Here is a 22,705-nt window from a genome sequence, read left to right on the forward strand (position 1 = left end):
GTTAAAACACAAAGCAAGACCTTCCAAATTTTTGTAAGATATATAAGTCGATTATCAAATAAAATTATTTTTAATGAATATTACCAACAACCCAAATGAGTACCCCTTGCTGAAAAACCAGCTCGACCTGGCCACCCTGGTTCGCACCCAACGCCTGCAAGCTGGTGCCAAGGGCGGAAAAATGACAGCACAAACCCTGGCTGAACTCGCGGGTGTTAGCCGCGACACTGTTTTCCGCATTGAACGCGGCGAAGACGTTTCATTTTCCACCGCCATGGCTGTGCTGCGGGTTTTTGGCTTGGGGCTAAGTGCTGCGCCCGTGCAATGGCCCACCTTGAACACCGCACAACAACACTTCAAAACACAGTGACGGCGCCCCAACAAATTCAAACACTGCAGGTGTTCAACGGCGGCAAACCCTGCGGCTGGTTGGGGCAAACAGCTACGGGCTTTTGGTTTCACTACGCCAGCAATACGCCACAGCAACACTGGGTCAGTTTGCTAATGCCACCCAGCACCAATTTTTATCAGCAGGCTGAATTGTTTCCAGTGTTTGCTCAACACCTTGGTGCGCCTGCCTGCTCCTACGCCGATGCGTTCAGCCAACTGATCCAACTCAATGGTCAACAACTGGGTTCGCTCAGTTTGGCCAACCCAGACAACCCCGTGGTTACTCCACCACTTCGCACACCACCGCGGCTAGAACCCGGGCAACGCGCACTTATCGCGAACCCAAACACTTCCACGGTTCGCCGCCCTTTTGCCGACACCATGGTGCACCACCCCAGTTGCTGGCCGCTTATTCAAACCCTGCAACAACTGAAAAAACAAGCCGACCCCAACAATCGCCTGCACGGCCTGCGATGGGCATATCAAGCCCAACTGCTGGACCAATGGGTGGAACATCCGCGGCCTGACTTAGCCCCTTATCAGCAGGACCTGTATGGGTTCGAGGCAGTACACGCCGTGCTCAAGCAAAACCCGCAACAGTTCCAAACACTGGCGGAGAACAGCAACCGGTTCGCCCAAGTACTGCATGAAGTTGCGCGCACTTACTGCAAAAACTTTTCAGCTGAAATTGAGCTGCTGCAAAAGCTTCTGCCTTTCATCTCGCGGGGGCACCTGCAAGCAAGCCTGGTGTACCAGCAACAAACAGCGCGCACATCGCGCCCCATCGTATTGGGTCTGGACTATCTTCCACTACAGTAGAATTTAAACAACTCGACGGATTTTTGGATTGAAAATTCTATTTCGCTGGAATTTTTGCAAATCGAGCGGTATGATCAAGTTTAATTCTGGTCGAGTAGAATTTATGAAGAAAGTCTCCCCATCTCCCACACCAAGCACCGACTCCCCCTGCGAGCCGGTATCCATTGGCCTTTTCATCAAAGCCGCCCGCACCCAGCAGGGCCTGACCATTGAGCAGGCCGCTGCACTGGCTGGTGTCAGTTTGGGCACCTTTGTGGCGGCCGAAAATAAAACCGCAACATTAAAGCTGGCCACAGTTTTCAAAATTCTGAACAGTCTTGGAATAAAGCTTCATGCGCGGTTGCAGAATACACAAGCCGGGGAGGCTCATGGCTGGTTCTGAGCATCAAACCCTGGGCCTATACATGGGTCAACAACATGTGGCCACCATACAGTTTGAGTACACACGCATTCATTACTTTGAATACACCCCGGAATGGCGACAACAAGGCTTCGCACTTTCACCACACCTGCCACTTCAAGGCCCGACTGGCGAAAAAGCAGCCAACCTGTTTTTACGCAATATGTTTCCCGAAGGCAGCGTGTTCGACAAAGCGCTGCAATACCTTGCCATCAGCAAAGAAAACCACTTTGCAATTCTGGGCACACTTGGCCTTGAAGCCCCGGGATCACTGGCTTTGGCAGCAAATATTGAACAACTCCAACAACCCGCACAATTCCAGCCCCTCGATTTGCACGAACTGGAAAAACGACTGAACGACAGTGATCGAAACCTGGCCATTTGGAACGGAAAAGTGCGCCTGTCAGCTGCTGGCGTGCAAGACAAAATCAATGTAATGAAACACCCTACACAAGGGTTGGGGTTTGCAGACGGGGCTTGGGTGTCTACTCACCTCTTGAAATTTGAATCGCCCAATGCACCCGGGTTGGTCATCAACGAGTGGTTCACACTTCAATTGGCCAAGGCAGCCGGGTTGCCCGTCAATCACGCTGAAAAAATACAAATCGGCAAACACAGTGCCCTGCTGGTTGAACGCTTTGACCGTCGCTTTAACAAAGACCACACCCATGTGCAACGCAAGCACACCATCGACGGTTGTCAGTTGCTGAACCGCGATGCATTACAAAAGTACGAACGTCCGCTAGCCCATGGCAAACATACCCGCCACATTCGCGATGGTGTCTCTTTTTCCGAATTGTTTGCGACACGGCGATGGGCCAAACAACCCGCCAAACACACTCTGCAACTTCTAGACTGGACCGTTTTTAATTTGCTCGTGGGCAATGCCGATTGTCATGCCAAGAATCTCAGCTTCTTCGTCGACGCCCAAGGCATCGAGTTAAGCCCTTTTTACGACCTGGTGAATGTATTGCTTTTTGATTTTGCGCACGACTGGGCCATGGGCCTGGGTGACGAATTCCTGGACAACGGTTCGCTGCCGAGCACCTACGACCTTGCGTGCTTTGCACATGCATGCGAACTGCCCGGAAGATTAGTCAGTCAACGGTTTGAAAATCAAATTAACATCCTTGCTAGCGCGGCAAAGTCTTTGTTCAGCCAGTTACCCCCGCTGTCTAAATTCGAACGTCAGCACCTTCATCAATACCAGCAAATTCTGGACGCACGCCTTCGGCATTTCCAACAAAATGCCAAAGGCATCCAACGCGCCTTTTCAGATCTCATACTTTCTTGAGCAGTCAGCATTCTTACACCCGATGGCCGCTGTTGTGGCGAGTGCGTCGCAAGGCGAGCTAAACCCAGCCTTGTTGTCGTGAAAAAGCCCGGCTTGAGATGAACAAGCCGGGCTTTTTTTACAATACAAAATTAGTAGTACCCTAAATACGTGACAAATCCCGAAATGCCCACTAAATGACTGAAAATTTAATAAACACCTCTAAAAATCTACTTCATAATAAACAGCAGAAGGTAAGAATATGCCTGACAACACCACTAGACATTTTTCAACATTTATTAATTCGGGTTATTGCCATGACTATTATTGCGATTGCGGCAGGGCTGATTGTTGCCCTGTTAATTGGCAGGCAGATATTACAAGGTGGGCTGTTGTTAAACAACGGTGACAAATTCATGACGCACAATGTGCGTTTCAAAAAACTGCCTACAGGCGAATTGCATTTGAAGGCCACAGGTGGTTTGCTGACCGACAAATTTGACATCAAGCTGCACACCAGCGACATCGACCTGTTCGCCTTTGCCATTGGCCACCGGCCCATGAACAAAGGCCTGGACAAGGCCGGCTACAAGGTGTACCGACTTGTTCACGTGCAACGCAAGGCCAGCCCAGAGTTTTTACGCACCACGATTGGCGATTTCACTTTGAAGCCCAGCGCGCAAGACAAATTTCAACGATTCACCAACCAGTTTGTTCAACTTGAAAAATCGGCGGCTTAATTGGTTATTTAAACCTGTTATTAATTGTTGACCAAAATTAATAAAAAAGGCCCTGTAAATTACAGGGCCTTTTTTTAATGGCCATTAACTATAGGCGCAAAAAACTAGCCGTTTGATTCATTATCAAAACGAGCTTACTTAAAACAAAACCAGCCAATTACTTAATGGGCTTCTGTTTATTCCCACTCTGCATTCTTGGCAATGTAGCGCCCCAATACCTGGTAGGAAACCACATACAACACTGCGGTACTTACAAACCCCAAAGCATGCAAACCCAACTGGTCAAAGTACAAGGCCATGGCCACGGAAACGCAGGTGAATAACCACAAAAACGGCGAAGCCTGGGAATTTACGCAAATGCCCAGCGCACCGCCCCGCTTGCGCGCCATAATTTGCAGGCTACGCTGAAAGTACTGGTGAAAGTGCGAACGGTCGGGCTGGCCAGGGTCGGCATTCACCAGCTTGCGGCGCAAGATGGAGTACATCACCTCGATTACCGGGTAGGCCAACACCGACAACACCGCCCAGGCATTTATATCGTTGTAATTGGCCTGCAACAGCACCGCCAACACGGCCAAGGCAAAGCCCAGAAAATACGCGCCGCCGTCGCCCAAAAACAAACGCCCCACCGGGAAATTAAACACCCAAAAACCCAGTACCGCTGCGGTTAACAACAGCGAATACAAAGCCATGTCCATGGCCTGGTGCTGCAGGCCCAACAAGCCCAGCCCAAGTGCCAAAATGCACACCACACCGCTGGCCAAGCCATTCAAACCATCGATCAGGTTAATGGCATTGCTGTAGCCGCTCATAGCAAACGCCGTAAAGCACCAAGCCACCGGCGCAAAAGCCAATAATTTGTCGACAGGCGCCAAGCTAACCGAGGTAATTACAGCGCTCAAGGCTGCGCACGCCAAAAAGCCACCCAGAAACGTGGCCTGCAAACGCAACTTCACTGACACCTTCTTGGTAATGTCTTCGGCAAAGCCGATCATGAATACTGGTAAACCGCACACCAGCAGCAGCAAATTGACTTCAAACAAGGGGTGGTCACGAAACCACATCCACACCACACCGGCGGCCACCGCCAGAAAAATGGGTAAACCGCCAATTCGAGGTACCGCCACTTGGTGCAGCTTTTGTACCCCGTTCAGGTCATTGTCAAGACTGAAGCGGGCATGCCATTGTTTGGTAAGCAGAACGAAGGCACAGGCCAACACACTTACCCCAAACAGGCCACCGAACAATAGAATTGGACTTGTGCTTGAACCGGTCAACTTGATTTGACCAGCAATGTGAATTGTTCCAAATAAAACAAGCGCAACAAATGCTGTAAATGCGCTCCACACCCAAAGGCGGGAAGTGAACACCAAACTGATGCGCCCACCCAAGCCGGGCGACTGTGTTTTTATCGGGGTACTCATCGTTAAGCACCTGCCCCTGTTTATTTGATCAACACCCTGAAATTAAGGGGAACAAACACCCTTTATTCTCGGTATTGAAAATTTTGCAACTCAATAAACTGCAGTTAGTACACATTGGACCCACTTGCAGGAGTAAAACAATATGTTGTTTAGCGGCTTACTTGCCTTGAGCAAACTGATTGGTCAAAAAACCAGCTTTGCACAACTAAAAGTGAAATTGGCTCGCTGGGTTCAACCAGCCTAAATATTAGTAGTAAACCCAGCCCAAACAGCACCCCATGAATTGGGGGTAGCTTCAAAAATTATTGCACCAGCGTACCTCTAAACCGATTGCAAATCGTAGGGCTTAGAGGAAACATTCCAGAAATATATTGCATTGCACCACACCCATGCCTGGTTTATTTCGCGGCAGGGTTGGTGTAGGTCAACAACCTTGGGTCGCGGGCCTGGGTGAAATCGTACAACTCTACGCTGCGGCTCAACTTTGCGCCACCGTCTCGCGTCAGCGGGTTGAACACCAGGTTGGCCGTGCCCGCTACGCTTTGCGTGAAAAAGGCATCAAACGGCAGAGTGACATACACCCCTTTGTCAAAACTTCCTTCACCAAACTCAGCTGCACTTACGTTGGTGCGGGTAAAAAACGCACCCATTTTTACACCGTTGTCAAATACCCGGCTTAGGTCCATGGTGGCGCCTTTGTCGCCCGCCAGGTACTGGCCCACGCTGGCTTTCACCAAAATGTCCTCGAAGCCGGTGTCCCAATACAGGGTGGCATGGCCAGTGTTCACCTGGTAGTCGCGCAGGCCAAAGTCTTGCTCAAAATCGCGCTGCTTCACGCTGTTAATGTCCAGGCCCAAAGCCACCGTGCTATTCATCGGCCTGTACAACAATTCGCCGCCCACACCGGCAAACATGTCTTCCAGCAAGCCGCCATAGGTGGTGTAAAACACATCACTGCCCAGCTTGCCGTAGTGGGTTAGTTGAAGGTTTGGAATGGTGAAGTCAGATGTAGTGGCGTATTCCCGCTGGAAGGTACGCACCCGCGGCAAGTTGCTGGGTGCGGTGTATGTAAATTTGTCAAAGTTGTCCAACAGGGCGGCGCGCACGCGGCCACTGGCCACCGTGCTTTCGGTGAGTTCGTAACTGACATTGCCCAAGGCTGAAAGCTGGTAAAGAATAAAACCATCGGGCCCACCCAAAATTTGGCGATAACCTGCGCTTACGCTGGTTTTCCAGGGGCTTTGAGGGTTGTCAAACAAAGTTTGGTAGGGGTACTTAATGCGCTCACGCTGCTTGGTGGCGGGCATGTCTCGCCAAGCATTGGGCAACAAGGTGGTGCGCTGGCGCACCCACAGGTTGCGGTCAACAATGTGCTGGCTAACTTTTTGGCCTTTGGCCTGGTACTCGTAATTGAACCAGGCGTACTCAGCGGGCGCATGCTTGTGCAGCACAGCGGTTGCGCGGTCTACGGTGTATTGCCAATAACCTGCGTCGGCTTCATCAATAATCAGCTTCAGTTCGCCTTCGTCACCCTGCACTTTGGTGGCTACCCAGCCCGTTTGCTGCTTCAATTCTTCCAGCACTGCAGGCCAGCTTACTGGCCCGGTGGGCGGTGCTTCATTCACTTTGGGGCTGGGCGGGTCGCTTAGCTTGGGTGTGCCAAAAGTATCAAGCCTTTCATGAAAGCTAAGGGCTACCATTACTTCAGTGCCGCGCTCGTAACCCAAGGTAAAGTCCATGTAATCGTTTACACGGTGCAGCAGGCCCACGTTCACATTGGTACTTTGTTCCAGGTTGTTACCAAAGGGTTCGCTTTGGTAATCGTTGCCTTCTACTTCCAGCTTCAGTACCCAGTCTTCCCAAGGCAATTGAACTTGTGCGCCACCGAACAAGGCGGCGGGGCCTTTGAAAAATGTGTTGGTATCTACAGTACCGCCGAGGCCAACTGTGGAACCGGGGCGGTTCTCGAAAGAATCACCGATCACTTTAAAGGGGTTGCTAATGCCACCACCTGCGCCCAGGCTACCCCAACCCACGCCCAAACTAAAATCAACCGCGCCCACGCGCTTGCTGCCCACCACATATTCACCGCTGAACAAACCCGTACCAGCTACGTCGCGAAAGCCAACAGACAATTCAGGCAGGTGTGCACTTTCCTGCATCAAGCGAAATTTCACGTCAAAGTTTTTGTCTTTAAAACTTTGATCCGGGTTGGTGGTTGAGACACCAAAGCGCCGGTTGGTCAGGTTGTTGTAGCGAAAGCCCGCTTCCATCCAGTCGAAGGGCTGCAACATAAAACTGTAACGGCTGTAGGGGCTGGTGCGGCTGAAAGTGGCGCTGTAGCTGCCTGCGGGGCGCATGCGTGCTGTGGGGGTTTGCAACAGGCCCACCACACCCCAGTCGCTGCTGCTGAGGTACCAAGGCTCGCTGGTTTCAAGTGGCTTGGGTTCGGCTTCATCAAATTCGGGCAGCAAAGTTTTTTGTTCAGTTACTTGCGGTGCTTGAACAGCCTGTACAAACTCGCCTTGTGTGGCTAAAAAACCGGCAATGGCTTCATGCTCTTTTGGCTCGCCTTCTACTTTGCGGCTGGGTGCCCACAGCCAACTGCCGGGTGCAGGGCCACCCTGGGCTTGCTCATTCCAGCCATTCACGGCCAGTTGTTCTACCTTGCCATTGGGGTTGGCCACCCAAGCCCAATCCATGGGCATTTCAATGCCCAGCCAACTTTTCCAGGCACTTTGCTTGCCAATACACGCTTCAATGTAGGCTTTGGCCGACGCTGTAGTTTGGTGCGGCACCACACAAGTGCCGAGGTCGCTAAGCACAGTGACTGTATCGGTGGCCTGCGGCAACACCACGGTGTAAGTGCTATTCAGTACGGGGTCAAATTCAGGGCGTGCTTGCAGGTAGTTTGCATCAGTGCTTTCAAGCTTCAAACGCCCATTCACCGGCATGGCGCCCACGCGCTGCAACACCTGCTGAAGCGCAGTGTTATTGCGATTGGTCAAGCGTAAGGCTTGAATGGCCCTGTCGCGGGCCATTTGCTGCTCAATGGCATCGGCACTGCTTGGGGCCAACACCAACAAACTGCTCAAGCGGTATTCTGCAGCGTGCAAGCCTGGCAACCAGCCTTGGCGAACCAACAAAGCAGACAAACGTTCTGTGCCCTGGGGCTTTGCTTGCAGGGCTTCAATATTCGGGCTTGCTGCAACTGCAATGGCAGGCATAAAAGCCATGCTGACCAGCGATGCTACTACGGTCAACACAAAGGGAATTCGATTAGGCTTCATTGGCGGTGCCATTCCAGGCAATAGGTGGGTGCCAGGCATTGCTTGCCATACACAGCGGTGGGTAGTTGGCTGGCATTAATGCCATCCGGTAAGGCCTGCGCAAAGCCATAAATGGCGGGCGGCAGGCCTTCAAGAGCTGCGGGCAAGGGGTTAGAATTGATCAACCCGCCAACAAAAGTTTCGCTGTACCAGTAAAGTCCTTTTGTCGCGCTGGCCATTTTGGCCAAATTGCTTTTGGGTGGTTCAGTGGGTTGCAATTGCAGGGTGGCCTGCACATTGAACAAGCCCAGTTCAGGTACATCAAACTTCATATTGGTTTGCTGTGCTTGCCCACCTGCAGTGTATTGCACGTTGGCCAGGTTTACATTCAAACCGGTTGTGTCCAGCAGCCGGTTGCCTTGCAAACGTACCACCTCGCCCTTTGCGGCATACCACACTTGCAAATTGGGGTATTGATAACCCAACACTGTTAGCGACGCCGCACCGGGCACTTCCACATGCATGTATTGGTAGGCCGGGTTGCGTGGCACAGCCTCAAAGTTGCGGTTGGGGCCTTGGTATGCAGCTTGCAAGCTGTTAATGGCAGCCTGGTTCAGGCCGGTGCAGGCGGGCAGTGCTAACAACACAGCAACGCATAAGGCAAACGGCGAATATTGCCGCAGACCCGGCCTGTACTTAAGCCAATTCCGCATGTGGGTTTAATCCAGAAAAATAAAACTTTTAAGGCAAATAAGTTTGCACAAGTTGTGCATAAAGCATGAATAAAAAAGCCCCTTACAGGAAGGGGCTTTTAGCTCAAGTTACTTCGATTAAGGAGTAACTGTGCCAGTTGTACCAGTAGTATTGTTATCGTCGTTAGAAACGGCAATTACTGTACCTAGTGCAGCGGCCACGCCAACAGCACCAGCCACGCCCAAACCACCAGCGGCCGCACCAGCACCTGCTGCGCCTGCACCGGCACTTGCGCCAGCGCCTGCACCAGCAGAACCACTTGCACCACCAGCACCTACGCCTTGGCCGCCAGCGGCACCGCCAGAAGCTTCAGAACCAGTTGCAGACTGGGCAATTGCAGCGCCCGACAAAGTAACCATGGCCAACATTGCCAAGAATTTTTTCATGATAAGTACCCCCAAAGAATTTAACTTCACTTAACTTTATAACAAAAAACTGTAACTGTGCCAGCTTTTTTCCATTACATTTTTAATAAACGCCCATGAAAACAAAGGGGTTTACAAAAACCACTACAGCAATGCCCTTAATTTGGGCAACCACAAATCAATCTCGCTTTCCAATACTTTCAAACTGGCATCAAATTCGGCCGGGCCTTGCCCAATCGGGTCTGCTACCTCGCTTTGGCCATTCCAGTGCCCCATTAACCACACCTTGCCCGAATAGGCCGGGAAGTTTTGCATAATCCACTGCTTGTGCCGGTTTTCCATCACCAGCATTAGCTGGGCAGCATTGGCCTGCGGCATCAGCAATTGTTCGGCGCGTTTGTCGTCGCTAATTGAGTAGCCTGCACGCTGCAATGCACCCAAAGCCTGTTTGTCTGGCCGCTTGCCGGTTAAGGCCTGTACACCACAACTGTTCACATTAATTTTTAACCCGACCGCATCGGCCTTGGCCTGCAATATGGCCTGGCCCATGGGGCTTCGGCAAATGTTGGCAGTACAAATTACTGTTACCAATGGAGTCGACATACCTTAAGCCTTTTTAATCGCTGATTTGCCAACCACTGGATCACCGTAGGTGCCATAAGCGTCTTTGTAGCCATAGCCGTAACCATAGCCGTAGTAGTAGCCTGAACGGTTGGCAATAAATCCGTTGAAGATCAAGCCATTCACCCGTACACCCGCTTGGGCCAATCGTTTCTGTGAATCGCTAACCTGGCGAATGTTGCTTGCCCCGTAGCGCGCCACAATGAACGTGGCCGAGCAATGCTGCCCCATCACTGAGGCGTCACTTACCAGTAACACTGGCGGGCTATCAATAATTACGTAGTCGTATTCATCATCCGCTTTTTCAAGCAGGGCGATGAAATTGGGGTGCAACAGTAATTCGCTGGGGTTGGGCGGTACGGAACCTGAAACCAACACATGCAGGCCTTCCAGCTCCGTTTTAATCAACGCAGTATCAAAAGGCACGGTACCCGCCACCACATCGCTTAGGCCGGGGTGCTTGGTATCGCCACGCTCTTCCTGAATGAAGTAACGGCTTAGTGTGCCCTTGCGCATGTCGCCATCAATCAACAATACACGCTTGCCAGCTTGCGCCATAATGGCGGCAAAGTTGGCAGATACAAATGACTTACCAATTTCAGGTACAGGGCCTGTAATCAAAACGCGCTTGTTGGGCGAATCTATGGTGGCAAACTGCAAACCAGTGCGGAAGCTTCGCAGTGCTTCGATTGAAGGGTCATTCGGTGCAGAAACAGCCAACAACCCAACCTTATCGGATCGGCGGCGCAAGCCCTTTTCAGCCGCGGTTTGCTGCTGGCTAAGCGGTACGATTGAATAAACAGACAAGCCAGTTGCTTGCTCCAGCTTGCTGGGGTCGCGTACTGCACTGCGCAACATAGCCAAAACTTGTGCCGCCAATACACCCAACAAAATTCCAGCCAGCAATGCCAAGGTAATCACCTGGCTTTTCTTGGGCTTGAATGCACGCTTGGGCTGTTGGGCATAGTCCACAATTGCTACGTTGCCGATTGTTCCTGCCTTGGCGACTTTCAATTGCTGTGCACCGTTCAACAAAGAGGTATAAAGGGCTTGGTTAACTTCTACATCCCGGCGCAAACGCAGGTATTCCTGCTGCACTTCCGGCAATGCTTGCGCTTGGCTGGCCACACCACCGCGCACAGTGCGCAGTTGGGCAAGCTGATCATCAATCGCTTGAATCAGCGGGTGCCCAGGCTGGAAGCGCTGAAGAAGTTTTTCACGTTCCAAACCAAATTCGACCCGCTTGGTTTCCAGTTCAACGTCTTGACCCAAAATACGCTGGGTATCCAGTGTGGGGTCAATGGTGCCTTTGCTTTGCACAAACACATTTAATGCATCTTCGGCCTTGCGCAGTTGGTCTTTAATGCTGGGCAACTGCTGATCTAAAAAAACTAGTTGTTGCTCAGCTTCCTGGCCTTTGCGCTCCACGTTCTGGCGTAAATAAGCATTGGCCAATTCGTTCAAAAACTTCACAGCGAACGCCGGGCTAGAGCTTTCATAGCGAACCCGAATCATGCTGCTACCGCGACTTACCTCGGCGGCACTTAGTGAAGCAACCAAACCATTGTGCAAACTAAGGGGGTGGCGGCGAACCACGTTTGCTACCAAGCCTGGGTTGGCTTCAAATTGGGAAATGGTAATGGAACCCGTTCCAAATCCAATGTTGAACGTCAGGGGTTGACCAACCGTGCCCTGCCCCAATACCTGCTCTTCCGGAGAATACAAAGAGTATGAGTCGCCGTCACCCTTGACGGCTTTAAATGCTTGGTCGGTCCAGGCAGTGGGCACCACAAACTGGGTCAACCTTAACTGTTCACCGCCCCAGGCATACTCATTCAAATTCAAAAATGGCTTTGACAAGCCCAATGCCTGTTCGTGCTGGTTCGCCAACCAGCGCCCAAACACCGGAAAGTACTGAGGCGAAATGGATTGGGCCAAGCCCAAACTGTTCGCCACACTTTCAACAACTGTGCGGCTTCGAATTATTTCAAGCTCGCCATTCACGTTTGATCTGCCATCAGCCAACACACCGCTTACATCTTGCAAAGCAGCGAGGCCACCGGCTTGCGTTGTTTCAACCTGCAGCAACACGTCTGCGGAAAATATCGGTGTGGCCACCGTTGCGTATATTGCGCCGATTGCCAAAACTGAAGCCGTTATGGCTGCGGCCACCCACTTAAAATCGAGCAGGTTGTACCAAAGATCCAAAAGCTTGATCTCGCCTGGGTCGCTGCCCATGTCAGCCAATAGGGGTGGGGTGCCCATGGCATTGCTTTTGGTCGTTGGTTCGTAAGGAATATTCATCGGGTTCAAGCTCTTGTTCTCTCGTTTACTCGCCTTCCAACACTCGAATGTTGGAACGTACTGTGGGCAATACCTGCAAAGAAGGCAATATGGTACCAAGCAAACGGTTAATACGGACCAAACGCACAGGGTCTACGTACACAACATCGCGGGGTTGCATCACGAACTGGTCTGCGTACAGCACACTTGTAGGGCTGGTGCTGTCCAGGTGAAAAATATCCAAGGTCCGCGGCTCGCCACTCGGGGAGGCGGCAGGCTGACGAATTACATAAACCTGCTGTGCGTTGGATGTATTTTGGTTAATTCCGCCAGCGTCACTTAACACTTCAGCCAAAGTCAGCTTTCCAACCGGCATTACAAACGAACTGGGCTGTACCACTTCACCCATCAAAAATACTTTGCGCAACCTGCGGTCGGGAATATTCAACACGTCGCCATTTTGAAGCAACACGTTTTGCGACAGGTCACCTTCGTAAAGCAGGCGGTACCCGTTCAGCACAAAACTTTGATTCTCTCGTTGAAGGGTTACATTCTCAATATCGGCTTCTTTGTTCAAGCCACCAACCTGCGAAAGCGCATCGCTAAGCCGCATGGGCACATCGGTGATCGGCAAAAAGCCTGGTTCACGTACTTCGCCGCTGATGTAAATTTTCTGGGAACGAAATCCACCTCCTTGGATTGTTACATCGACCTGTGGGCTTCTAATAAAAGCCTCAAGGTTTTTGGTCATCTCAGCACGGATTTCGTCGGTGGTTCGCCCAACAGCCTTTACCTTGTTCAAAAACGGAAAGTAAAAGGTACCATCGGGCAGAACCACTTGGCCCTGTAGCTGCCCCGTTGTATTGCCTGCCGGGTTGGTAAGTTCGGGGTGGTCCCACACCGTAACCCTAACCACGTCGCCCACGCCAATCTTATATTGGTACTCTGGTGGCTCAACACGAATACTAGCCGGCACAAGCGGCACACCTTGGGCTGAACTTTGCATTGCCAGCAAGCTGATTGAATCGATTGGGGTTAGGCGGTAATCGACACCATTTGAGGAAGACTGCTGCTGTTCGGTTTGACTAGGGTCGATACCGAAATACTGGCCGGGGAATGCACATGAAGCCAGCGCGGGCATGCAAACCAAAGCGAACAAGTAATACTTGCGGAAAAAGATCATTGAATGTGTCCGGATACCGAGAATGAAAAGATACAAATATAAAAAGGCTACTTTTACAACACGCCCAACACTTTAACATTAACCACATGCCCACGGTTTGGATGCGGAGCGCAGCAACAAAACACACCTCCGTTTAGGTGTGGTTACCTAAGAAGGCACCGGGAAACGCACCTGCATTGATCGCGAATTGGCATTACGTTCCCGCTGTACAAGCTTTGCCGAAGCAACGCCGGCCAACATAACCACGAAAGTAAGCGACTGAATCGTAAAGCTTTGCAACACCACAAACAGCAAAGCAAGGCACAAAAACTTTTCACCCATGCGACGAAGCCGCCAAATCAAATAAAACAATGCAAAATACATTAGCAAGACAAACACACCGCTCAAGTCGAAAAGCGTTTCAAGCATAGCGGAATTCAATGGGGCCAAGCTCACACCATCTTCACCATATCCAACGCCGGGTCCATATTCGGCATTCAAAACGCCATAATACTGCCCCAACCCGACACCAAAAATTATCGCCTCAGGATTATTTACTAAATAGTCTTCAGCATAAAACTCTTGGCGATAGACTTTCAAACCATCCAGACCAACTTCCACTTCTTGCGCCCTGCGCTCATAAGCATTTACTGCAATCTCGGCCAAGCGAGTTTCTGGCACTGCTGACAAAATAAAAACACCTGCCAAACCAGCAAACACCAACTTCGTAGCTCGGGAAGGATACAAAACAACTATGGTCAACAAGAATAAAGCGATGGCGATAAAGTAAGACCCAGCAAATGTTAATGCCGAGGTACCAAGCACCAAATAACCAAAGCGTTTGTATTTTGTGCTTACTTTGGGTTTAAGGCGAGCCCATTCAAAACAGGCCAATGCACACACAAACATAACGTAGCCCAAACGCTTGGGTTCGCTGGCAAAGCTATTAATCCGCAAAATTCCGCCTTCTAGTGCAATTTGCGCGCCATAAACACCACGCACAATTCCACGCAAAGGCAAGCCAGCAAAAACTGCAAATAATTGGTACAGACCATAGATCATTAAAGCAATACCCAGAAATGCCATTCCCTTTACAAAGATCTCGTACGCGCGTTCCTTTCTTAGCATTTCGAAGCAAAATGTAAATACGGCTAAAAGTCCAATATAGTACGACGCACGCAAAAGAGTACGGGTAACATCTTGCCCTGCAAGAAAACTAATACTGGCTGAAACCAAAAAGCAGATTAACATTAATACCAAAACAGGCACGAAACGTGGCGCAGCATTGATCCGTGCTCTTATCATCATTCGTGCAGTTAATATCAAGCTAAGTACTTGTCCAATACTTAATAAAGTCACCAGTGGAATGAAGAAGTAAACGGTTAACCCTGTGGGCAACCAAGCCAGTAAACGAACAGGATTTCGCGCCAAGAAATAAATAGCCATCGCGGCAAAAACCAGCACAATTATCGGGTCAAAAAACGTGTACCCAAATATCATTGGGCTGTCTCTATAGGTCTACGTGTTTTAGCCAATTGAAAAATTTCAGGCATAAGGTGTTCTAATTCATTGGCCAGGTAAACAGCCCCAGCTTTGGAAAGGTGAATATTGTCAGTGGAAAGCAGTATACCCTGATCATTCGCAACTCTAATGTGTCGACCGTCTTCGGCCAATACGGGTAAAAGGTCGATGTACAAATTTCTCAAATACTTTTTTTGGCTTGCATTTCTTATCAAGATGATCTCGGGCACTTTTAAACGCACTGCCACTCGCTCTTCAGTTGTCATTCGAACAAGTGGATTTGGATTGTTCCCGAAATGTTTTGGCCCGACATAGCGGAATGGCACACTCAGGGCACCTGAAGCAGCAACATTCCCTTCAATACAAGTTCTCCCGTATGTAACGCCAGCAAAAATCACGAAATCAACCGAAGAAACCAACTGTTTTTGATCATTACTCCATTCCGCCGAGCAAGCAGACACGTCATCGCGGTACACGAGGGTTAACGATTCTGAAAGGCCTGCTTCTATCAGCACATTGGCGAAGTCGCGGGCGAAGCTGTTGCCCGCCACCAATACAACTGGTAATTCCTTGTTGGCGGGTACTATATTGGGAAGTATTCGCCGAATTCGTTCGTTATAAGCAATTGCCCCGCCAGCCGCACCTTGTTCGTCGGGGTAATTCAATCTTTCCGGAAAGCCTGAGGAAAAATGCATGGCCATACCCACAAACAGTGAGGCTACAGTGGTTATAACAATCATCGGCCAAAACCGACGAGGTGGCACTTTGGTTGGCGAGCGAAATGGTACTTCGATGTAACGCCAGGTTAGCGCAGCCAGGCCGAAACACAACAGGCCAGCCAAGGCAACCGCAAGCGGCCTTGGTTCTTCAAACAAAGCAACACGCAAGAAAGCAAACACAGGCTGGTGCCACAGGTAAAAACTGTAACTGATCAAGCCTGTAAAAACGACTGCACGCTGAGTGAATGGCCAGGTAACCCGCAAGTTGCTTGAAGCCCACAACAAATAAAGCGCTGCGCCCACTGTTGCCAATACCATGTGCACGGGCAATAACGAACCTTCTGCGGGCCATGGCAACATGCTTGCAAGCATCATAACCACGCCTAAACCTGCCCATTGCTCACTGGGTTTCATTTCAAAGCGGGTCGCCGTTAAAGCCGCAATCCCGCCCACCAGTAACTGCCAAGCCCTGCAGTGCAGCAGGTAAAATGCAGCGGCCGCATCACGGTTCAGTTCATAAACCATCAAGCAAAATGACAATACAGCCAAGCCACTCAAACCAATCAACAAGGCCGATCGTCTGAATTTAAACAACCCGATTAACAGCAGGGGGTAGAGCACATAGAACTGCTCTTCTACGCCCAATGACCACGTGTGAAGCAAAGGCTTGTATTCAGACGAAAGATCCCAGTACCCTGAAGTTAGCCACAACAGAATGTTGTTGGCCGACAAAGTTGTTGCCACCAGCGATTGCCCGAAATTTTCCAGCGCATCGGGCAACATCAGCCAATAGGCAAATGGCATGCACGCAATTGTAACTACACCCAAGGCGGGCAATATTCGCCGTGCGCGGCGCGTTACAAAATTGAGATAGGAAAATCCGGACCCAGCATGTTCGCGCAGAATAATTGTTGTGATCAGAAAGCCTGAAATAACAAAAAATATGTCAACGCCAAGGAAACCGTTTTCAAATCCTGGCACCTTGGCATGAAACAAAACAACACTTAGAACAGCCAACGCACGTAAGCCATCAATTTCCGGCCTGTATACAACAGTCATTTCTTGTTTTCCCTGCGGTTTACACTGCGCGGCCTGGCTGTACCATCTGAAAAATAAATGGTGTCTGCCTGCAATAGCCCTTTGCCCAAAGTATGCATGGCCAATACCGACCCATTTTCAAACGTGCATCCTGGTGCAACCCTGGAAAACGCGCCAACCCAGCAACTTTGTCCAATGGTGATTGGCTTGGTGATCAAACCGAATTCCTCATCAGCCCAATTGTGGCTGCCCGTGCACAGGTAAGCCCCTTGAGAAATACAGCTGTGAGCGCCCACGGTGACCAAATCGAGGTTGTCTATCCACACCCGCTCGCCAATCCAAACATAATCGCCCACCACCAATCGCCAGGGAAACTTGATATTCACTCCGGGCTTTATCACCGCGCCCCGCCCCATTTTTGCACCGAAAAACCGCAACAACACACGCCGCCAAGCCGAACCGGGCAACCACGACGAAAAGAACAGCCCCTGAATTACAATCCATAGAAGCTCGACGAGTTTGCTGGCACCCCGATCGAATTCCGGATTTTTAAAAAGATCCAAACGCATTAATTTGCCTAGTCAAAAATACAATCGGGGCGAGCACCAAAGCCCGCAGCCCACCAGTAAACGCTGCGCATGCGGTCTGCAACCTGTTGAACACCGAAGTCCGCGTTTACCCACTTCCTACCGCGCTGCCCCATTTGCACCCGTGCTTCGCCGGGCAGCAACATGGCATTGCGTAGCGTGTCATTCAAACTTTGTTGATTAAGGTCGACCCACCAACCACAATCGTGTTTGTGCAAACCTTGCCAAGGCGCATTTTTTGTTGTGATCACCGGCACTTCTTGCGCCAATGCCTCGGCCACCACCAAGCCAAAATTTTCGGCATGGGTTGGCAATACAAACAAGCTGGCATCACGATACAGTTGTTGTTTGGCTTGCCCATGAACCGGCCCCACAAATCGAACACGCGGCAATCGCTGGTCTGCAACCATGCGCTTAAGCTGGTTTTCATGGCCGTTTTCATCGATTCCAGCAATGATCACTTCCCAATCCGGGAAAGTATTATTCAGTGCCGACCAAGCATTCAACAAATATTCCACCCCCTTCTTTGGATGGATTCGGCTCAAGAACAAAATCGATTTCAAATCGTGATGTTTGCGAACCAACAATTCAGGCAATTCGATCCCATTGGGAACAATCGCTATCGGGTTTTTTAACCCGGCAGTACGAAAATGCAGGGCCTCCATTTCCGCAGTGGCACGCAGGCAAACAGCCCCACGTAGGTGGGCGCTTTGAAACGCCCAAGCAGCCAACTTCTTTTTCAAGGCCGAATTTTGCCGTGCCCATGGGTCTAACATTCCCCGCGGCGTAACCATGTAAGGCTTGCCGGTAAGCCGTGCATATTGCAAGCTGGCCAAGGAAGGGTAAGTCCATAGCCCCTGCACATCGACCAAATCAGGATTCAATTCAGCAATCGCCTTTTTCAAACCCGGGGCGTAGTGCCCGGAACGAGGCCCCTTTACCGGAAATGCATGTGCCCGCGGCCCCCAGGCTGCCGTGGCGTATGGCTCTGCTGGGTCAAGCGTACCCATCACGTGGGTATCAATGTCGTCGAACTTATCTAGGCTGAAAGCTAGCCCGGGCACTGACACCGCTAACCCCCCGGCAGTTGAAGCCAGTTGCGAGGTCAGCAGCAAAACCTGAATTGCATCGAGTTGATCAGACTGCGCCATCATCGATCTTGTGAGTGTGCTGAATATATTGATCAAGTAAACTTTTGGCAGCAGCTTGCCAAGAAAAACATTCGCGAATCGTTTCTACCAGCTCGGCGGAATCGGGCCACTGGCGATTGCGCACAAACCGTGAAATGGCATCGGCCAATTGCGCCGCGCTGCTGTTGACCAATTGACCACCACTGGCGGCAGTGATGGCCGGCAAGGCGCCTGCTGGGCAGCCTATAACAGGTAAACCCGTTGCGGCTGCATCAAGAGCCGTTAAACAAAAACCCTCTTCAATCGAGGGCTGAACATACAGGTTGGCATTGTCATATAACTGAGCCAACGTAGCCAAGGGAACCGCATGGTGAAGTGTTACCTTGCCATCCAATTGAAGGAGTTTCACTTCACTAGCAATTGAGTCGTAGTAGCCTGTCACCCGGCCGGAAGGACCTACCACATCCCATTGAAAGTCAACGCCCAATTCCAACAGGCGTGCCGCCACCTGCGGAATTAAATGCTGCCGCTTGTGTGGCGCATAGCCTGCCACCGTTAATATGCGTGTCCGTTCCTGGGGCAAACGGCTGGCCGGCGGCTTCAAGCAAGCTTGCAAATCGGAGGTTGGCCCATGGCCAATTACCGCCACAGGTGTTACAACGATGGGCCGCAACAATCCGGCAACTTGCTCGGAAGGCACAATGTAAGTGCAATAGGCATGACGTCGTAGGCGAGTTCGGTTTTTTGCTTTAACAAAAAAAAGCCTTGCGTCCTCTTTGAAGCGGACAAGCAAAGGTGCATTGTGGGCTGTAACTCGACATTCCATTGGGGGCACATTGTGCACCGTGGCGAATGTTGCAACCCCCGCCGCTTGTAGCTTCTCGGTTTCAAGCACTTCCATCACAAACAAACCAAACATGACATGAACCACATCGGGTTGATTGCTAGTGTGCAAGCGGGCACAAATTTCGGCATTTGTTTGCATGCAGAAGTTGTAACGCTGTTCCCGACTGGGGTCGCCTTTGGGTGGATAGCCCACATCAATCCAACGCAGGTGATAGGGCAACACAGTTTGATTAGTCAAAAACTCTTCTGGTGCCGGGCCGGGAACAATTAACTCAATATCAACGCCCTGTTCCGCAAGCGCGCACAAGGTTTCATGAACATAATTTACCGTACCACCCACACGCGGAAAGTAGTGTTCGCTAATTGCCAATAATTTCAACCCTGTGCCCCCCCAGCAGGCCGACCACGCAAGCGTCGGTACGCTGCGATTAAGGAAAGACTTGGCCCCACGCCCACGACGCGACGCATTAGTTTAAACAGCGCGCGCGCATCCGCTTTATAGTCAGGCGCGATGCTTCGAGCTTCGGTTAGCAGTTTTCTTGCTTCTAGCGGGTACGACTTCCAATACGAAAGCGCAATTTGATCCATGCGTTGTGCCAACGCTTCCGCTTCGAGCACCGGAATTCCATTTGAGTAAGAACCAAGTACCTTGCGACACACTGTTACCCTCGCCTGAAACTTTGAAATGTCGTCGTCGGAAGAAACCCGACCACCACCCAAGCGGTGAATGTACAAATAGTTTATGGACTCAACCGGCTTAAAATAGTAACCTTGCCGCAGCACACGCAGCAACAGGTCGCCGTCTTCATCGGTAACCAGGTTCTCATCGTACCCACCGAGTTGAAGCAACAATTTGCGCGGAAAAAGCACACCGCAGTGATGTACAAACGGCCTAACAAGTTGTCGACGAAATTGGGCTGACGATTCCACAGGCAAATCTCGCCAACTGTCATTCAGCATTGTTTTACCCGAGGGATACACATGCAAGGTTGGTGCAAATGGCAGCACTCGAACCCGATCGGTATGAATCGAGGAATACAAGGCAGATAAATGGCCATTGTCTAGCTGATCATCTGCATCCAGAAACTTAACCCATTGCCCCGATGCAGCTGCCAAGCCAACATTTCGCGCAGCACCTTGCCGCTGATTTGCAGCTTGACGTATCAACATGACCGTAGCGGGAAGGGTGGCAAACACCTCATCAAACTGAGGACCAGAACCATCATCAACCACTATCCATTCAACGATTGGGTCAGTATTATTTGCCATACTTTGCAGCAAGCATGAAAAGTCTTCAGGACGATACGCCGGTATGACGACAGAAATTAAAGCCACTTTAGCTATTGAACCTTTGTGAACGTGGAGGTGCTTTCATTCAACTGAAGCGCATCACGCAATACTGGGGTCAACAAGGCTTGGGCACCCACCAAAGAAAGATGGTTAAAATCCCTGTAGTACATATTATCTTCAAATCGGGACGGGCATCCCTGAGCACATATTTTCTCTGCCACTCGCACCACAGACACCCCCTCAGTTTTCTCAAATGACCTTATAACCTGATTCGTTGAATCTTGCATTCGCTCCACTTCAGTCAAACTGATTTTATCAATAGAAAAAGGGACTTCAAAAAGAATTTCTGCACGAATTCGGCCACCTACGTGCCACGGCATTTCAGGTACTGCTTCTACAAGCACCACCCGTTTGCCCGCACCGCGAAGTTTTTGAATTACAGCGTCAAGCGAGCTTTTCATGACTTCCAAATTAGTTTGCGATGTCTTGGCTTCTCCGGTTTTAACCAAATGAAATGATCCATGTCCTTCGGAAAGAAGCATGCTTCCCCTGCCGTACAAAGGCCACCTTGCCACCAAGAACACAAACTGAATGCTTTCTTCACTTAAGATACGCTTCAACACTTTCTGCCGATATCGTTCGCACAATCCATTTTCAACCATCGGCATATCGGACCTGTCCGTATCCGGTAAGGGTGGGCAATTGCCCTTATTGGCAAACAAAATTGATTCGCCTGTCGAATCTGCAACATCTATAAATGCTGGCAACATGGAAGCCGCATGCGAGTCACCCCACACCAACCAAGTGGGGTCAACTTGATCAGCAAATTTCCCAAAAACACACAAAGTAGTCACAGGCCTGACACCGCTGCATGATTCAATCTCCGAACTGGTCGTTTTTAAATTTGAAATTCGCGTGAGTTGTGATGCGTCAAACCGTTGAGGTGCACCAGAGGTAAAGAACAACGCACAAGCCACTAAACCCAAAGCCAGCATTCCAGTTCCAGACAATCTGAAAATTCTGGCTCCACTAAACTTGAATTGTTTTCGATCCCGAAACGGGCGTTCTATGTAACGCCAAGACAGCCAAGCCAATGCAAAAGACGCGGCTATGGCCACGACCTGCCAAATCGGTTCCAGATGAACGGTAAACAATCTTTCCCGAAGAAAGGCCATGATTGGCCAATGCCACAAGTATAAGGAGTAAGACAACAAACCCACCCAAACCATGGGCTTGATAGCAAGAAAACGACTTACCCACGTGGCTTTTTCGATTCCGGCCCAAATTATCAAAGCGGTGCCCAGTACGGGTGGTAACGCTGCGAACCCCGGAAAACCGGTTGAACGATCATATACAAATATTGGCACCAGAATTGCCAACAAACCAATGGTGGCGGCCAGCTCCCGAATACTCTTTCTGGAGTTAACCGGTACCAGGCCAAGCGCAAGCAAGGCACCAAAACCTAATTCCCAAATGCGGGTGGGCAAAAGATAAAAAGCAGCACTTGGCATTCTTGGCGTTGCCCATACAGCTAGCAGGAGCGAACCCAATACCAAAACCACCACGGTAGGTATTAGCCAGCGACGCCCCAACCTGTACAGCACCATCATCAGGATAGGGAAGAAAATGTAAAACTGTTCTTCTACCGCCAAAGACCATGTGTGCAACAGTGGCAAGTAATCTGTTGGCCCAGCGAAATACCCACCCGAATTTTGCCAAAACCAGAGGTTTGATACGAACAACAAGGCCGCTAGCATTGACTCGCCCAGTTGCTCATATTTCGCTGGGGTTAGAAGAAACCAACCAGCCACTACGCTTGCAGCTATCACAGCGAATAGGGCCGGCAGAATTCTTCGTGCGCGCCTTTCGTAAAAGCGTACTATTGAAAAATCACCTTGATTCAGCTCAGCTTGAATAATTGACGTAATCAAGAAACCAGAGATCACGAAAAAAATGTCAACACCAATGTAGCCGCCAGAAAACCCGACTACATTGGCGTGAAATAGCAGTACGGGAACCACTGCCAGTGTGCGTAACCCGTCTATGTCTGGTCGATAAATCATGGAAATCTTTTA

The 22,705-nt window shown here is 50.4% G+C and carries 19 protein-coding genes; 5 read left to right on the forward strand and 14 right to left on the reverse strand.

Annotated features, from left to right (window positions below):
- Positions 1-73 precede the first annotated feature (73 nt).
- From B4N58_RS03075 to B4N58_RS03095, 5 genes are all read left to right on the forward strand, one after another.
- Entirely contained in the window at positions 74-370 is a 297-nt protein-coding gene (locus tag B4N58_RS03075) for a helix-turn-helix domain-containing protein (protein ID WP_291745663.1), read from the forward strand.
- On the forward strand, positions 367-1,209 hold the full coding sequence (locus B4N58_RS03080) for a hypothetical protein (protein ID WP_291745665.1): 843 nt from the start codon (positions 367-369) through the stop codon (positions 1,207-1,209). Before B4N58_RS03075 ends, B4N58_RS03080 begins: the two co-directional genes overlap by 4 nt.
- A gap of 103 nt (positions 1,210-1,312) precedes the next feature.
- Complete coding sequence (locus B4N58_RS03085) at positions 1,313-1,591, forward strand: helix-turn-helix domain-containing protein (protein WP_291745667.1); 279 nt, start codon at positions 1,313-1,315, stop codon at positions 1,589-1,591.
- Complete coding sequence (locus B4N58_RS03090; RefSeq protein WP_291745669.1) at positions 1,578-2,903, forward strand: HipA domain-containing protein; 1,326 nt, start codon at positions 1,578-1,580, stop codon at positions 2,901-2,903. The genes B4N58_RS03085 and B4N58_RS03090 overlap by 14 nt, the downstream gene beginning before the upstream one ends.
- Positions 2,904-3,199: 296 nt before the next feature.
- Positions 3,200-3,622, forward strand: a complete 423-nt coding sequence (locus B4N58_RS03095; RefSeq protein ID WP_291745671.1) for a hypothetical protein — start codon at positions 3,200-3,202, stop codon at positions 3,620-3,622.
- Positions 3,623-3,798: 176 nt separating this feature from the next.
- Here the strand turns inward: B4N58_RS03095 and B4N58_RS03100 are convergent, their stop codons facing one another.
- From B4N58_RS03100 to B4N58_RS03165, 14 genes are all read right to left on the reverse strand, one after another.
- Positions 3,799-5,046 (reverse strand): MraY family glycosyltransferase, encoded by a 1,248-nt coding sequence (locus B4N58_RS03100; protein WP_291745673.1) that lies wholly within the window; start codon positions 5,044-5,046, stop codon positions 3,799-3,801.
- Between the two features lie 398 nt (positions 5,047-5,444).
- The gene (locus B4N58_RS03105; protein ID WP_291745674.1) at positions 5,445-8,336 is read right to left on the reverse strand and encodes a YjbH domain-containing protein; all 2,892 of its coding nucleotides are present in this window, start codon (positions 8,334-8,336) and stop codon (positions 5,445-5,447) included.
- Positions 8,333-8,962, reverse strand: coding sequence for a hypothetical protein (locus B4N58_RS03110; RefSeq protein WP_291745676.1), 630 nt, complete (start codon positions 8,960-8,962; stop codon positions 8,333-8,335). The genes B4N58_RS03105 and B4N58_RS03110 overlap by 4 nt, the downstream gene beginning before the upstream one ends.
- A 183-nt stretch (positions 8,963-9,145) precedes the next feature.
- Positions 9,146-9,454 carry a hypothetical protein gene (locus B4N58_RS03115; protein WP_291745678.1) on the reverse strand — a complete coding sequence of 103 codons (309 nt, stop codon included), beginning with the start codon at positions 9,452-9,454 and terminating at the stop codon, positions 9,146-9,148.
- Between the two features lie 123 nt (positions 9,455-9,577).
- Entirely contained in the window at positions 9,578-10,036 is a 459-nt protein-coding gene (locus B4N58_RS03120) for a hypothetical protein (protein WP_291745680.1), read from the reverse strand.
- Between the two features lie 3 nt (positions 10,037-10,039).
- On the reverse strand, positions 10,040-12,358 hold the full coding sequence (locus B4N58_RS03125) for a polysaccharide biosynthesis tyrosine autokinase (protein WP_291745851.1): 2,319 nt from the start codon (positions 12,356-12,358) through the stop codon (positions 10,040-10,042).
- Between the two features lie 25 nt (positions 12,359-12,383).
- Positions 12,384-13,520 carry a polysaccharide biosynthesis/export family protein gene (locus tag B4N58_RS03130; protein ID WP_291745682.1) on the reverse strand — a complete coding sequence of 379 codons (1,137 nt, stop codon included), beginning with the start codon at positions 13,518-13,520 and terminating at the stop codon, positions 12,384-12,386.
- 147 nt (positions 13,521-13,667) lie between these two features.
- On the reverse strand, positions 13,668-14,999 hold the full coding sequence (locus tag B4N58_RS03135) for a hypothetical protein (RefSeq protein WP_291745684.1): 1,332 nt from the start codon (positions 14,997-14,999) through the stop codon (positions 13,668-13,670).
- Complete coding sequence (locus B4N58_RS03140) at positions 14,996-16,798, reverse strand: acyltransferase family protein (protein ID WP_291745686.1); 1,803 nt, start codon at positions 16,796-16,798, stop codon at positions 14,996-14,998. Before B4N58_RS03140 ends, B4N58_RS03135 begins: the two co-directional genes overlap by 4 nt.
- Positions 16,795-17,346 (reverse strand): WcaF family extracellular polysaccharide biosynthesis acetyltransferase, encoded by a 552-nt coding sequence (locus B4N58_RS03145; RefSeq protein ID WP_291745687.1) that lies wholly within the window; start codon positions 17,344-17,346, stop codon positions 16,795-16,797. The genes B4N58_RS03140 and B4N58_RS03145 overlap by 4 nt, the downstream gene beginning before the upstream one ends.
- 8 nt (positions 17,347-17,354) lie before the next feature.
- Positions 17,355-18,515 (reverse strand): glycosyltransferase, encoded by a 1,161-nt coding sequence (locus tag B4N58_RS03150; protein WP_291745689.1) that lies wholly within the window; start codon positions 18,513-18,515, stop codon positions 17,355-17,357.
- Entirely contained in the window at positions 18,502-19,719 is a 1,218-nt protein-coding gene (locus tag B4N58_RS03155; protein WP_291745690.1) for a glycosyltransferase family 4 protein, read from the reverse strand. Before B4N58_RS03155 ends, B4N58_RS03150 begins: the two co-directional genes overlap by 14 nt.
- On the reverse strand, positions 19,716-20,675 hold the full coding sequence (locus tag B4N58_RS03160; RefSeq protein ID WP_291745692.1) for a glycosyltransferase family 2 protein: 960 nt from the start codon (positions 20,673-20,675) through the stop codon (positions 19,716-19,718). The genes B4N58_RS03155 and B4N58_RS03160 overlap by 4 nt, the downstream gene beginning before the upstream one ends.
- 5 nt (positions 20,676-20,680) lie before the next feature.
- Positions 20,681-22,693, reverse strand: a complete 2,013-nt coding sequence (locus B4N58_RS03165) for an acyltransferase family protein (RefSeq protein ID WP_291745694.1) — start codon at positions 22,691-22,693, stop codon at positions 20,681-20,683.
- Positions 22,694-22,705 lie beyond the last annotated feature (12 nt).

The sequence above is a fragment of the Limnobacter sp. UBA3528 genome (genome assembly GCF_002377005.1).
GTDB lineage: Bacteria > Pseudomonadota > Gammaproteobacteria > Burkholderiales > Burkholderiaceae_B > Limnobacter.

Bases quoted from the DNA above. Each gene is read 5' to 3' on its own strand.
- B4N58_RS03130 (WP_291745682.1), bottom strand. From the start codon at position 13,520: ATGATCTTTTTCCGCAAGTATTACTTGTTCGCTTTGGTTTGCATGCCC.
- B4N58_RS03100 (WP_291745673.1), bottom strand. From the start codon at position 5,046: ATGAGTACCCCGATAAAAACACAGTCGCCCGGCTTGGGTGGGCGCATC.
- B4N58_RS03105 (WP_291745674.1), bottom strand. From the start codon at position 8,336: ATGAAGCCTAATCGAATTCCCTTTGTGTTGACCGTAGTAGCATCGCTG.
- B4N58_RS03090 (WP_291745669.1), top strand. From the start codon at position 1,578: ATGGCTGGTTCTGAGCATCAAACCCTGGGCCTATACATGGGTCAACAA.
- B4N58_RS03150 (WP_291745689.1), bottom strand. From the start codon at position 18,515: ATGGCGCAGTCTGATCAACTCGATGCAATTCAGGTTTTGCTGCTGACC.
- B4N58_RS03095 (WP_291745671.1), top strand. From the start codon at position 3,200: ATGACTATTATTGCGATTGCGGCAGGGCTGATTGTTGCCCTGTTAATT.
- B4N58_RS03165 (WP_291745694.1), bottom strand. From the start codon at position 22,693: ATGATTTATCGACCAGACATAGACGGGTTACGCACACTGGCAGTGGTT.
- B4N58_RS03135 (WP_291745684.1), bottom strand. From the start codon at position 14,999: ATGATATTTGGGTACACGTTTTTTGACCCGATAATTGTGCTGGTTTTT.
- B4N58_RS03125 (WP_291745851.1), bottom strand. From the start codon at position 12,358: ATGAATATTCCTTACGAACCAACGACCAAAAGCAATGCCATGGGCACC.
- B4N58_RS03085 (WP_291745667.1), top strand. From the start codon at position 1,313: ATGAAGAAAGTCTCCCCATCTCCCACACCAAGCACCGACTCCCCCTGC.
- B4N58_RS03075 (WP_291745663.1), top strand. From the start codon at position 74: ATGAATATTACCAACAACCCAAATGAGTACCCCTTGCTGAAAAACCAG.
- B4N58_RS03115 (WP_291745678.1), bottom strand. From the start codon at position 9,454: ATGAAAAAATTCTTGGCAATGTTGGCCATGGTTACTTTGTCGGGCGCT.
- B4N58_RS03145 (WP_291745687.1), bottom strand. From the start codon at position 17,346: ATGCGTTTGGATCTTTTTAAAAATCCGGAATTCGATCGGGGTGCCAGC.
- B4N58_RS03140 (WP_291745686.1), bottom strand. From the start codon at position 16,798: ATGACTGTTGTATACAGGCCGGAAATTGATGGCTTACGTGCGTTGGCT.
- B4N58_RS03120 (WP_291745680.1), bottom strand. From the start codon at position 10,036: ATGTCGACTCCATTGGTAACAGTAATTTGTACTGCCAACATTTGCCGA.